General features: G+C 54.0%; 9 protein-coding genes. 4 read left to right on the top strand and 5 right to left on the bottom strand.

Features of this window, described 5'->3' with window-relative positions; genetic code table 11:
- Window positions 1-672 precede the first annotated feature (672 nt).
- On the bottom strand, window positions 673-1302 hold the full coding sequence (locus tag Q0482_RS06405) for a site-2 protease family protein (RefSeq protein WP_299144807.1): 630 nt from the start codon (window positions 1300-1302) through the stop codon (window positions 673-675).
- A gap of 151 nt (window positions 1303-1453) precedes the next feature.
- Here Q0482_RS06405 and Q0482_RS06400 point away from each other — a divergent pair, with 151 nt between their 5' ends.
- From Q0482_RS06400 to gltS, 3 genes are all read left to right on the top strand, one after another.
- Window positions 1454-1756, top strand: coding sequence for a type II toxin-antitoxin system MqsR family toxin (locus Q0482_RS06400; RefSeq protein WP_299144806.1), 303 nt, complete (start codon window positions 1454-1456; stop codon window positions 1754-1756).
- Window positions 1757-1766: 10 nt separating this feature from the next.
- Window positions 1767-2180 (top strand): type II toxin-antitoxin system MqsA family antitoxin, encoded by a 414-nt coding sequence (locus Q0482_RS06395; protein WP_299144804.1) that lies wholly within the window; start codon window positions 1767-1769, stop codon window positions 2178-2180.
- Window positions 2181-2335: 155 nt separating this feature from the next.
- Window positions 2336-3565 (top strand): sodium/glutamate symporter, encoded by a 1230-nt coding sequence (gene gltS / locus Q0482_RS06390; protein ID WP_299144802.1) that lies wholly within the window; start codon window positions 2336-2338, stop codon window positions 3563-3565.
- 341 nt (window positions 3566-3906) lie between these two features.
- On the opposite strand, the gene Q0482_RS06385 is transcribed toward gltS, so the two are convergent.
- From Q0482_RS06385 to bioB (Q0482_RS06370), 4 genes are all read right to left on the bottom strand, one after another.
- On the bottom strand, window positions 3907-5730 hold the full coding sequence (locus Q0482_RS06385) for a subtype A tannase (RefSeq protein WP_299144800.1): 1824 nt from the start codon (window positions 5728-5730) through the stop codon (window positions 3907-3909).
- A 359-nt stretch (window positions 5731-6089) separates the two neighbouring features.
- Window positions 6090-7097 (bottom strand): biotin synthase BioB, encoded by a 1008-nt coding sequence (gene bioB, locus Q0482_RS06380; protein ID WP_299144798.1) that lies wholly within the window; start codon window positions 7095-7097, stop codon window positions 6090-6092.
- 1029 nt (window positions 7098-8126) lie between these two features.
- The gene (gene bioB / locus Q0482_RS06375; RefSeq protein WP_299144796.1) at window positions 8127-9128 is read right to left on the bottom strand and encodes a biotin synthase BioB; all 1002 of its coding nucleotides are present in this window, start codon (window positions 9126-9128) and stop codon (window positions 8127-8129) included.
- A gap of 143 nt (window positions 9129-9271) precedes the next feature.
- Window positions 9272-10270 (bottom strand): biotin synthase BioB, encoded by a 999-nt coding sequence (gene bioB / locus Q0482_RS06370; protein WP_299144794.1) that lies wholly within the window; start codon window positions 10268-10270, stop codon window positions 9272-9274.
- Between the two features lie 219 nt (window positions 10271-10489).
- On the opposite strand from bioB (Q0482_RS06370), the gene Q0482_RS06365 reads away from it, so the two are divergent.
- Complete coding sequence (locus Q0482_RS06365; RefSeq protein ID WP_299144792.1) at window positions 10490-12199, top strand: ABC transporter ATP-binding protein; 1710 nt, start codon at window positions 10490-10492, stop codon at window positions 12197-12199.
- Window positions 12200-12422 lie beyond the last annotated feature (223 nt).

The following is a 12422-nucleotide window of genomic DNA, read 5'->3' as shown; positions in this document are numbered from 1 at the left end:
AGAAAGCCAGCTCCCCCGATCCCGATCGAGGGTTCAGAGGGTTCTCTCTCCCCCCTGTTGTCCCACCGCTTGCGGGGTGGCAAGGGAACACGAGTCACACCAGCGAACATATTTTGAAGGAACGCAGTGACGCGCAAAATATTGTGAGTCGGTGATAGCCGTGCTGTAGGGGAGTGAAACGACCTGAGAATCGTGTGACACGCTTCCCTATGGGTGAAGGTGGTACGTAGTACCAAAGGGGGCGAAGGTTCTTAGGGTTCCCAGGTTTGACGCCCGCTTTGCGGGCGAGGGTTGTGGAGGCGCCCTATGGGCGCAATATAAAGTCAGCGTTACGGGGCTTGCATTTGTGCCACTATGGCTCCCTACAAATTTCGTTCACCTGCCACCCCTAAAAAAGGCGCAAGACGTTACAGGATTCCTCTCCTGCTGCGTAAATCACGCTAAACATGGTGGTGAATCAGCCGCCTCCGACTCTCCCCCTTTGGTGCCTTACGGCACCACCTTCCCCCCGCTGAGCGGTGGGACTATGGATGCTGTCCATCGTTTCATATACCCTGATCGCAGCCATCGGACAGTCGTTTCTCCGCCCCCCCTGAGCGAAGGGGCCACAACCCTTTTACATAACCTGCCGCGTCACTAGCCCACCAGCCCACCAGCCCACTAGTACACTAGTTAAAACACCAGGTACACCACATAGCTGCAGAGGGAGATGAAAAGATTGGCCAGGGGATTGATGATGCGGTTGATGAGGCCGCTGAAGACTACCACCATAAGGAGGACGAAACCGTACCGGGCGTTGAAATTTTCGTATTTGAAGGACAGCTCTCCCGGCAGGAACATGGAGAGGATTTTAGAGCCGTCCAGCGGCGGTACGGGGATAAGGTTGAAGAAGGCAAACCACACATTGTACATCATAATCCAGTTCAGAAAGAGGGCGCTTTCCCGGCTGAGCATACCAAGCCGAAGAAGGATGGCAGAAAGAAGGATGGACAGGAATCCCAGAAAAAGATTCATGCCCGGGCCGGCAAAGGACACCTTCAAAACGCCGCTTTTGTAATCCTTGTAGTACCTCGGGTTAATCATCACAGGCTTGGCCCAGCCGAAGCCGCAGAGCACCAGAAGAATCGTCCCCAGCACATCCAGATGGGCCATGGGGTTGATGGTGAGCCGCCCGTCCAGGGAAGGCGTGGGGTCACCCAGGGCATCGGACACCGCCGCATGGGCGTATTCATGGAAGGAAAGGGCGATGAGAAGGGCCGGCACACGGTAAATCAGGGTGCCTATATCCAGAAAATCAAACATGGCATACTCCTTTACTATTCATTGTATGGCTCTATTATACATGGTTTACGCAGACCGTCATAGCCTGTTAAATTTTCATCTTCTGTGAAAACCGCCTTGCTAAATGCACCATTATGGTCTAAAATGAAGCCAGAAACTTTGAGGTGATATTATGCCAAACGTAGTGGACAAGCGTACTCCCACCTATGACTTAGAATCTTTTAAACACTCCCGCCCTGAAATCAAGCGCTCCGCTCTGATGGGTGCTGCTTCCTTAGGTTTTGGACGTTCTGATATCCATGCTGCCATTCAATCCATGGAAAGGAAACACTTTTACAAATCCATGACTTCCTATGGAGACCGTCATATCTGGCAGGATGTATACCATGTTCCCTATCAGGGTCTGCTTCTTTATATTAAATTCACGCAGGGTACCATCACGGAATTTGCCCTGCTTTCATTCAAGGAAAAATGAGGTGATTTTAATGAATGACCACAGAAAATACGACATAGAAACGGGAGAAGAACTGATTCGCGATGTGCGTCCCATGACCATTACCTACAAGGAACACAGCCTAACCTTTGACATGCCCGGCTGGTATCCCAAGAGCAATGACGAAGGCACCTTTACCGATGAAGATTTAAAAATCTACGATAAGGCCATCAATCGTTTAAAAGCGGAAGCGGAACAGCTGCTCCTTCCTGATGAAATCCGAGCCATACGAAAAAAGTTAAAACTCACGCAGGTACAGGCAGGCACCCTGCTGGGCGGCGGCAAAAAGGCATTTCAAAAATATGAAAGCGGCGAAATCCTGCCGAGCCGCGCCATTTCCAACCTTCTGAAGATTCTGTCTAAAGAGCCTTCCCTGCTTAAGACAATCACCCACCAGAGCGCATAAAATGTTAAACCAAGAGACTTCCGTTTCACGAAAGAAACGGGAGTCTTTCCGTTCATAACAAAAACTGTCCATTCCATACCTATTCCTGATATTCCTTGACCAGCCGCCCCTGTTCCATTATACTTTCAACTGTAATAAAAAATGGGGGACTTATTATGGAAATCAACTTGAATATGTACCAGACCCTGGCGGCGGCGGTGGCTGTCTTTTTTCTGGGCGGCTTTCTGAAGACGAAAATCAAGCTGTTCCGGAAATACTGCATTCCGGCGCCTGTCATCGGCGGTACCATCTTTTCGATTGTGAATTGTATTCTTTACACCGAAGGCCTGTGGACCTATACCCAGGACACGGTGATGCAGAACTGGTGCATGATGCTCTTCTTTACCAGTATCGGCTACATGGCCAGCGTGAACCTGATTAAGAAAGGCGGCCTTCTGGTTATCAAGATGGCGGTGCTGGTGGGCATCCTCATCATCATCCAGAACCTCATCGGCATTTCCCTTTCCCAGGTTTTCGGAGAAAATCCGCTCATGGGACTGGCGGACGGCTCCATTCCCCTGGTAGGCGGCCACGGCACCTCCGGCTCCTTCGGTCCCGTGCTGGAATCCATGGGCCTTTCCGACGCTACCACCATCGCCTTTGCCGCTGCCACCTTCGGTCTGGTGGCAGGTTCCTTTATCGGCGGTCCTATCGGTGAACTCCTCATCCGACGCTTTCACCTTACCTCTTCGGAGGGAAAGGAAATAGACGCTTCCCTTCCCGGTGGAAAAATGGGGCCCCATCCGGAGACCGAGGAAGATGAAGACGCGGCAGCCAACTACCTCAACATGGACAATTTCATGTACGCCTTCGGCCAGCTCCTTCTGGCCATGGGCCTTGGCACCTACGTGAGCCAGTTCTTCATCGACATCGGCCTCGTGTTCCCGGGCTACATCGGCGCCATGATTGTGGCGGCGGTGATTCGAAACATTGCAGAAGGCACCCATCTCTACGGCATTTACCAGAAGGAAAGCGAAGTCCTTGGCGGCATGTGCCTCAATATCTTCCTCTCCTGCGCCCTCATGAGTTTGAAACTCTGGCAGCTGGCGGACCTGGCGGTGCCCCTCATGGTGACCCTCCTCATCCAGACCGTGGTGATGGCCCTCTTTGCCTACTTCATCATCTTCCGGGTTATGGGAGGAAATTACGAAGCCGCCGTCATGGCTTCCGGCACCTGCGGCTTCGGCATGGGCGCCACACCGAACGCCATTGCCAATATGAACGCCATGTGCGAACGCTTCGGCCCCGCCCACACCGCCTACTTCGTCATCCCCTTAATCGGCGCTTTCGTGGTGGACTTTCTGAACGCCTCCATCCTTATGATTTTCATGAATATTTTGAAATAAAACCGGCAAAGGAAAAAGACTGTGAAAAATGTCAATCACTTTTCGCAGTCTTTTTCTGTATTCCCAGAGAAGCGCTGATTAATTCGTTGTTTGCTTTCATTCTTGAATTTTTATGCAATGCAAGGAGTGAGGCGACGCGAATAGCCAGCTATTTAAGGAGCTTCATGACGAAGCAGTGCATAAAAATTCTTATGAAAGTAGACTCTATGAATTAATCAGTGATTCCCTATATTTTCAGAAACGATTTCAAACCGTTGGCAGAAGCCTGAAGTCTGATGGCTGATGTCTGATGTCTGATGTCTGGCATCTGACAGCCGTTCCGTCATTCGGCCGCAGCTCTTTTACCGATTTTCCGCTTTCGTCACTTCTTTCACCCAGTCGATGAAATTATCCGTGCTGCTTCCTGTGCGTTCCGCCAGGGTGTGCTTCTTGTTCCATACGGTGGTGAAGTCCACGTCTTCCACGTCTTTCCGCTGTTTCAGCGCCAGGGCCAGGTTCATTTCCGTATTGAGGGAGGTGTCGCCCTGGGAAATGCCGGTGTGGATGCGCCAGTGTTTGGCCAGGGTGGAGGGTTTCTTTTCCCCTTCTCCCACCAGGATGAAGGTCATGGGATCGTACATGAGCTGTCTTACAAGGGACGGGGTATGAAGGGCATCTTCGTTGTTCATGTCCCCTTCATAGGAGAGGCGGATGGAGTCGTCGTAGTCACTGTAGTTCTTGTAGGTATCCTTTCTCTTTTCCATGAGGTAGGTCATATTGCCGTCAAAGTGGAGGGCATTTTCTTCGCCGTTTCCAAAGAGCCGGTTTTCCGCCTGGTCTCTATTCAGGTCGTCGAAGGCGCCTACTGCTTTGGTGGGCTTTTTCATGTGGGTCACAAAGGCTTCGATGGAGGAAATGGCAGCGGTGTTTGTCTTTTCATCGTAGGAAATCCAGGGGTCATCGCCATTCAGGGCGTCAATGTATTCTTTGGCGCTGTTATAGGTATGGGGTTCCTCTTTTTCCATCATCATGGGCCGGCCATTGGGACTCATGGGGAAATGGGGCATATCCTCTTTTCCCTGCCCTGGGAAGGCGCCGTCCACATGGAAATCATCCTGTCCCGTGGTGAGGGGGAAGGTGGTGTCACTCAGGAAATGGTTGAGGGATGTTTCAATGGTTTTCTTCATGTGGTCATAGTAGGTGCCGGCGGTGTAAATGCCGTTGGAAGAGGGAGACAGGGCGAGAAGATTTCCATTTTCATCCTTCAGGCCCAGCCGGTTCAGGGACTCCGCATAGGCTCTGGCCATATCCCTTGAAAGAGACCTGGTCCAGGTGCCGTAGGCCCTGGTGCCTTCACTGCTGTACTGTCCCATCATCCATTCGTAGGAAAGGTCTGCCTCTGTGAGGTTCGTAATGGGGCACCAGCACATGGCACCGTCAATAGCGTCGCTCAGGGTCTTCCCTTCATCATCCTTCATGAGGGCACCGATGGAAGCAAGGTAGGGCATGTAGAGTTCGCTGTCCCCGGTGGCTCCCATAAGGCTGCTCTGGGCTCCGCCGCCGCTGTGGCCGAAGGTGAAAATCCGGTCCTTGTCGCCGGGAAGAGAGCTGTCATTGTACCGAAGGTACCGGACTGCCGCCTTCAAATCGGTGACGCCCCAGGGCGCGCCGCCGTCAAAGGACGTGCCGTCGGGATTGGTGCCGTTGTCCCTGCCCCGGCAGCCGGCGTAGACGTACACAAATCCCTCCGACAGATAGGTATTAAGCCCCTCCGGTGCATAGGAGGAGGGTGCCTTCTGGGCTGCATAGCCGCCGGTATTGACCGGCATCACCACCGGCGCCGTTTCCGCCGTATAGCCGCCCACTTTTGCCTCTTTATCCACAGTGCAGGTGTAGGTGCCGTCTTCATTCCTGACGCCCTTCATGTAGGCCCCCGGCACATAGACCGCGAGGGACTCATACTCCGCTGCCACCGGCTTTTCGCAGTATGTGAGACCGATCTGGTAGTAAATGTCATTATCTGCATCGTAATTCCATTTGGTATTGTCTACGTGGAGAGATGCCGCCTTTTCCGTGACTGCCGTATTTGCCGCATTGTCTGCCGCTGCTGCCGGAGCGCTGCCGCAGAAAGCGGAAGATACGGTCACCATGAGAGCCGTCAAAAGGGCTGCCTTTTTTCTGTTCATAGGATTTCCTTCTTTCCTGAAAAGGGTAAAAAAGAACCGCAGACTCACCAGTGGTGTCTGCGGCATTCAATTCTCTATTTACCAAAATATTACTCAAGGTCATAAATATTGTAGCGGATTGTACAGGAAAAAGCAAGAGGAACGCGCCTGCCGGCGGGAATGATACCCCCATGCCCCTGTACATGAGGACAGGGACTTCTTCTCCATAAGAAAGAATGAATGAAGAGGAACCGGGAAATTTCACTCCCTAATGGGGAAGCCTGCCGTCATTTTAAAAATCCCCAAATACAGTAATAACAAAAAGAACTGTGGAAAATGATTGAACATTTTCTCACAGCTCTTTTGGAATCATGATTTCCTTACAGTGTCCTTCCCAAATCCACAGCCATCTGTTTGTCCTTTTCCGGAGGACGGCCGGCGATGGTGAGGTAGCCGCCGATCATGGCGCCGTTGAGCCCCGCGGCCAGGGCAAAGGCCTGGAGGTCCCGGAGAGCCGTTTCTCTGCCGGCGCAGACGCGCATAATGGCATGGGGCAGGATGAAACGGTAAAGGGCAAACATGCGGAGGACTTCCACCGGTTTCGGCGGTTTGTTTTTCCCGAAGGGGGTGCCGGGAATGGGGCTGAAAATATTGAGGGGCACGCTGGTAACGTGGTGGCTCCTAAGGGCAAAGGCCATGTCGATGCGGTCCTCGTCGGTCTCTCCAAGGCCCATGATGCCGCCGGAGCAGACTTCGAGGCCCGCCTTCTGGATGCGGCGGATGTGGTCTTCCTTTTCTTCGTAGGTGTGGGTGGTGCAGATATGGGGGAAATAGCGCTGTGCTGTTTCCAGATTGCAGTGAATGCGCTGGCAGCCAGCATCTTTCAGCTGTTTGAGCTGGTCGTCGGTTAAAAGGCCCAAAGAGCAGCAGACAGAAAGTTTCGTCTGTTCAGTAATGAGCTTCACTGCCTTCACAATGGAGGCAAACTGCACAGGGTCGCTCTGCCCCCGCCCGCTGGTGACGATGCCGAACCGTTCGGCGCCGTAGGCTTCCGCCTGTTTTGCCTCATGAAGAAGGTCCTCCGGACTCCGGAGGGGATACTCCTTCACGCCGGTGTGGTACCAGCCGGACTGGGCGCAGAATTTGCAGTTTTCCGTGCACCGGCCGCTTCTGGCATTCACATCGCTGCAGAAACGCATCTTGTCTCCGCAGAAGGTTTTCCTGATTTTATCGGCAGCGGCCATGAGGAAGAGGGGCTCTTTCTTTCCTGCTTCATAGAGCTTTCCCGCTTCCTCCCTGGTAATGTCGCTGCCGCCAAGGACTTTGTCCATACAGTCTTCTATATATTTTACGTTTTCATCCATATGCTCTGTTTCACTTCTTCCCATGTCTGCGCTCCTTGAGCGCAAAAGGTTCTAAAGTTTGACCGGCCCCTTCAGGGCCGGAGGGTTCGTAAGTTTGACAGCGGCTGTGCCGCTGAGGGTTGTAGTGGCGGCTGTCGCCGCAGTATATAGGCCGCTTGGCGGCCAGGGTTGTGGAAAAAGGTTCTTAAGTTTGACGGGACTTTGGCCCGAGGGTTCTTAGGTTTGACAGCCCCTGCGAGGCTGAGGGGTGTGAATTGCCCCACAGGGGAAACGACTCACTGGATTTTCAGTCGTCTGACGACTCCCTACAAATCCAGTTCGCTGTGCACCGCTGACGCGGCAATGATTATAAAGTCAGCGTTACGTTCTTACCCTTCTGCCGGGCAAGTCATTCTAAGCGAAAGTGAAGAATCCTGGTGCATGACACTAGTGTCTCATCTGTCAGTAAATACCAGTCAGCAGGAATTGGCCACTATCGTGGCCACCCCCTATCCGGCTTCGCCGGACTTCCTCCACGGGAAAGCGTCTCACTTGGTTCTCAGGTCGCTACTGCTCCCCTACATCCACTGCTGTCACTGACTCACTGGATTTTCGGGTCGCTCTACTCCCCTACAAATCCAGTTCGCTAGTGCGACCCAAGCTCGCTTGCCACCCTATTCAGGGGGCAGAATAAACCTCTCTATACTTCCCTGCGTTGTCATATGTGGCACACTGTTCAGCGCCCATAGTGCCCCCTGAACAGGGGGAAAGGTGGTGCCGCAGGCACCAAAGGGGGAACTGCCGGAAGGGTACAAGCGGCTTTGGCTGCGTTTCATTTTCCCGCTTACCATTCTGCTGAATTGGCCGCCAAAGGCGGCCACCCCCTATCCCGCTTCGCGGGACTTCCCCCTATTCAGGGGGCAGAATAAACCCCTATGCTTTCCTTTAGAATCATGTGCAAACTGCCCAGCGCCCATCGGCCCCCCGGACAGCCGACAGCGGACAGCCGACAGCAGTCCCCAGTCCCCACCAGTCCACCAGCTCACCAGCCCACTAGCTCACTAGCCCACTGTCTCAGTTCAAATTCGGCGCTGTCTGTGTTCTTCCCAGATCGTGGAGCATGGCAATATCGTCCTGAGGATCGCTTCCCTTACTGGTGAGGTAGTTGCCGATCATGACGCCGTTCATGCCGCCGGCAAGGGCCATGGACTGGAGGCTCCGGAGGTTGATCTGCCGTCCGCCGGCGGTGCGGATCTGGGCCTTGGGGAGGACGAAGCGGAACATAGCAAAAGAGCGGAGGATTTCAAGGGGAGAAAGGCGCTTGTTGTGCTCAAAGGGGGTACCGGGGATAGGATTCAGTACGTTCAGCGGTACCGCATCGATATGCATGTCCTTCAGGTGGAATGCCATTTCCACCCGCTGGTCCAGCGATTCACCGAGACCGATGATACCGCCGCAGCATACGCGGATGCCTGCCTTCTGGGCACGGGCCACGTTCTCCGCCTTTTCCTCCGCTGTATGGGTGGTGCAGACTTCCTTGAAGAAGGAAGGTGCCGACTCGATATTGCAATGCAGGCGGCTGATACCGGCTTCTTTCAGCTGGTAAGCCTGTTCCTGGGTGAGGAATCCGAGGGAGCAGCATACTTCGATGCCCACTTCCTTGCGGATACGACGGATTAAGTCGAGAATTTCCGCAAAGTCCTTCGGATTTCTCTGGTCACGGCCTGCAGTAACAATATCGAAACGGGCTGCTCCGGCTTTTTTCGCTCTTTTAGCCGCTTCAATGACCTCTTCTTCCGGAAGGAATTTATAGGTTTTTACACCTGTATTGTAACGGGCAGACTGTGCACAGAATTTGCAGTCCTCCTGGCAGGAGCCGCTCCTTGCATTGATGATGGCGCAGAGGTCCACGCTCCGGCCGGAGAATTTCTGGCGGATCTTGTCGGCGCAGGCCAGGAGAAGCATGGTATCTTCGTCCCTGGTGCGGATAAGGGCTCTGGCCTCTTCTTCGGTCAGTTCTCCGCCGTTCAAAACTTTTTCAGTCCACTTCAAAATCTGTTCACAGCTGCTTTCCATTGCAAACCACTCCTTTTATAAAATCACCTGCTGTCAAATAGCAGGGTACTGCCTTGATAAAACCTTACGTGCAAACGTAATAGAAATATTCGTGTTTCACAATGGTGCGGAATATTTCTATCTGTATGAAATTGTATATGAAATCAAAGCTGAGGCTGGGTCATGGAACGTCCCAGGTCTTCGGTCATGCGGATATCTTCCTTCGGATCCCGGCCGCCGGTGGTGAGGTAGCCACCCACCATGATGCCGTTCAGGCCGCCGGTCAAAGCGTAGGCCTGGAGGCTGCGGAGGTTCACTTCCCGGCCGCCGGCGGTGCGGATAAGCGCCTTCGGCAGGACGAAACGGAACATGGCGAAAGTGCGGAGCACTTCCAGCGGCGGCAGGCGGCGGTTCGTATAGAAGGGCGTGCCTTTCACCGGATTCAGGATGTTCATGGGTACGGAATCAATGTGCATGGACTTCAGTTTGAAGGCCATTTCCACCCGCTGGTCCAGGGATTCGCCCAGGCCGATGATGCCGCCGGAGCATACCCGGATGCCCGCCTCCTGGGCGGTGCGGATGATGACCTCCTTATCCTCCATGCTGTGGGTGGAGCACACTTCCGGGAAATAGGAAGGCGCTGTTTCGATATTGCAGTGGATTCTGGTAATGCCCGCTTCCTTCAGGCGGATGGCCTGCTCTTTGGTAATGAGACCCAGGGAGCAGCATACTTCGATGCCTACCTGCTCGCGAATCTTCTTCACGATATCGATGATTTCCTCAAACTCATTGGGATTGTCCTGATTCCGTCCGCTGGTAACCAGGGAGAAACGGACAGCGCCCGCTTCCTTGGCCTTCTTCGCAGCCGCCAGGATTTCATCCTCCGGAAGGAGGCGGTACACCTTGGCGCCGGTATGGTACCAGCCCGACTGGGCGCAGAACTTGCAGTTTTCCTGACAGTGCCCGCTTCTGGCATTGATGATGGCACAGAAGTCCACCGCATTGCCGTTGAACTTCTGGCGGATCTTGTCCGCCATGGCCAGAAGGAGCATGGTATCCTCATCTTTGGTACGGATTAATTTCTTTGCTTCTTCCTCTGTGATCTCACCGCCATTCATGACTTTTTCAGCCAATCTGATAATTTCTTCACAAGCACTGTCCATAATGAAATACTTCCTTTCAAAAAATGGAGCACCTGCGTTTCAAATTGTTACCTTGTGATTAAGTATATGATAAACAATGCAATCTGTCAATCCTGTTCTTTTACGCAGTTTACAATCGGTTCACATACGAATCCGATTCCCTCCCATACTTTTTATTATTTCTTTAACCCTTTCCTCTGCCGCCTATTCTATAATGGGTAGAAGAAAGGAGGAGAGGAAATGGAAAAGAGGACTGACAAAGTGAGCTGGTACTTTCTGAAGGAAAAGAAAATCCTCTCTGCTGCCGCCGTAAGCGGCCTTCTCTACAATCTGGGACTGGTGCTCACCCCCTGGTTCGAAGGACAGCTGTCCCAGTGCATCGCCGACATTCTGGAAGGGATCCGCCTGCCCATGGACCTGGTGCTCCTTGCCCTTGCCTACCTGGCCACCGTCCTCTTCGTGCAGGCCATGCGATACGTGAAACGGCTCTCCGTACGCCGCTTTGCCAACAACACCACCCTTTCCATGAAGGAAACCATTTACACAAAGCTTCTGGACGAAAGCCGGCAGCACCTTCAGGAAGAAGGCGCCGGCGGCCTCATGACAAGAGTCATTTCCGACGTGGACGCCTGCGCCGAGGGCATGCGGAAATTCACCACCGAAATCTTCGACACCGGCATTGCCATGGCCGCCTACAGCGCCCTGCTCTTCTACTACGACTGGCGCCTCACCATCCTGGTGCTCCTCTTCCCTCCTGCCGCCTACTACCTGGCAGACAGGCTGAAAAAGCCGGTCACCACCGCCAGCCGGAAATCCAGAGAATCCGCCGGCCGCCTGGCCTCCGGCACCATGGACCGCCTGCAGAACGCCATGACCTACCGCCTCTTCGGCGAGGAAAAGGCACAGAACCGGCGCTACAGCCGTCTCCTTGAAGACTATCAGAAAAAGCGGATTTCCTCCGGCCTATGGGAAAACACCATGGAACCCATTTACCAGGTCATTGCCATGACCGGCTCCCTCCTCATCCTGTGGCTGGGCGGGAAAAACGTACTGGGTGAAGGCTGGGAAACATGGAATATTGCCGCCTTCGCCGCCTACCTTGCCTGCTTCACCCGGCTGGCAGTGAAAGCCTCCCACGCCGCCCACCTCTTCAACGCCCTGCAGAAAGCAGAAGTATCCTGGCAGCGCATCCACCCCTACCTTTCGCCGGAGAAAAAGAAAGAAATCCCAATCGCCACCCCGGCGCTGCTGTCCGTCCATCAGGTATCCTTCACCTACCCCGGTGCCGCACGCCCCACCATCCAAAATCTTTCCTTCCATGCCCGTCCCGGTGAAATCATAGGCATTACGGGAGAAACAGCCTCCGGCAAATCCACCCTGGGCCGCCTCTTCCTCATGGAATCGGCCCATAAAGGCTCCATCACCTGGGGCGGAAAGGAACTGGGAAAAGACATATCCCCCTCCTCCCTCATCGGATACATGGGCCATGAGCCCGAACTCTTCAGCGCCACCGTGGAAGACAATATCCGTCTGGGTCAGGAAGGAAATCTCGAAAAAGCCGTGGAAGCGGCAGACCTGAAGCAGGACCTGTCCACCTTCCCCCAGGGCATCCAAACCCCTGTAGGCGAAGGAGGCATCCGCCTCTCCGGAGGCCAGAAATCCCGCATCCTCCTCGCCCGCCTCCTTTACCATAGGCGGCCCCTCCTCATTCTAGACGATCCCTTCGCCTCCCTGGACTATGCCACCGAAGACCACATCTTCCGCGCCCTCCGGTCCATGAAAGGCACCACCCTCCTCATCTCCCACCGCCTCCGCCACTTCCCCGCCACCGACCAGGTCCTCTGGATAGGGCAGGACGGAAAAGTCACCACCTCCACCCATGAAGGACTGATGAAAGAAAATGCAGAATACCGAAAACTGTGGGAAATGCAATGTAGGGGCGGCTCATGACACGCCTGCGGCGTGAGGGTTGACGGGGCCTTTGGCCCCGAAGGTTCTTAAGGTTCTGAAGTTTGATGGGCCCTCTGGGCCCAAGGGTTGTGGATTGCCCTTCGGGCAATGAAGTTTTATATGCGGCCTGCGGTGGCCACCCCCTATCCCACTTCGCGGGATTTGCCAAAAGGGAAGCGTGTCACTGGATTCTCAGTCGCCTGCGGCTCCCTACGAATCCAGT

Origin of the sequence: uncultured Dialister sp. (assembly GCF_937959425.1) — a bacterium.
In the GTDB taxonomy this organism is placed as follows: domain Bacteria; phylum Bacillota; class Negativicutes; order Veillonellales; family Dialisteraceae; genus Dialister.
The sequence above is the reverse complement of the archived record's forward strand: the minus strand, read 5'-3'. Positions and strand labels throughout refer to the sequence as shown.

Excerpts from the sequence above, each read along its gene's own strand:
- bioB (WP_299144798.1), bottom strand. The coding sequence starts at position 7,097 with ATGGGAAGAAGTGAAACAGAGCATATGGATGAAAACGTAAAATATATA.
- gltS (WP_299144802.1), top strand. The coding sequence starts at position 2,336 with ATGGAAATCAACTTGAATATGTACCAGACCCTGGCGGCGGCGGTGGCT.
- Q0482_RS06385 (WP_299144800.1), bottom strand. The coding sequence starts at position 5,730 with ATGAACAGAAAAAAGGCAGCCCTTTTGACGGCTCTCATGGTGACCGTA.
- bioB (WP_299144794.1), bottom strand. The coding sequence starts at position 10,270 with ATGGACAGTGCTTGTGAAGAAATTATCAGATTGGCTGAAAAAGTCATG.
- Q0482_RS06400 (WP_299144806.1), top strand. The coding sequence starts at position 1,454 with ATGCCAAACGTAGTGGACAAGCGTACTCCCACCTATGACTTAGAATCT.
- Q0482_RS06365 (WP_299144792.1), top strand. The coding sequence starts at position 10,490 with ATGGAAAAGAGGACTGACAAAGTGAGCTGGTACTTTCTGAAGGAAAAG.
- Q0482_RS06405 (WP_299144807.1), bottom strand. The coding sequence starts at position 1,302 with ATGTTTGATTTTCTGGATATAGGCACCCTGATTTACCGTGTGCCGGCC.
- Q0482_RS06395 (WP_299144804.1), top strand. The coding sequence starts at position 1,767 with ATGAATGACCACAGAAAATACGACATAGAAACGGGAGAAGAACTGATT.
- bioB (WP_299144796.1), bottom strand. The coding sequence starts at position 9,128 with ATGGAAAGCAGCTGTGAACAGATTTTGAAGTGGACTGAAAAAGTTTTG.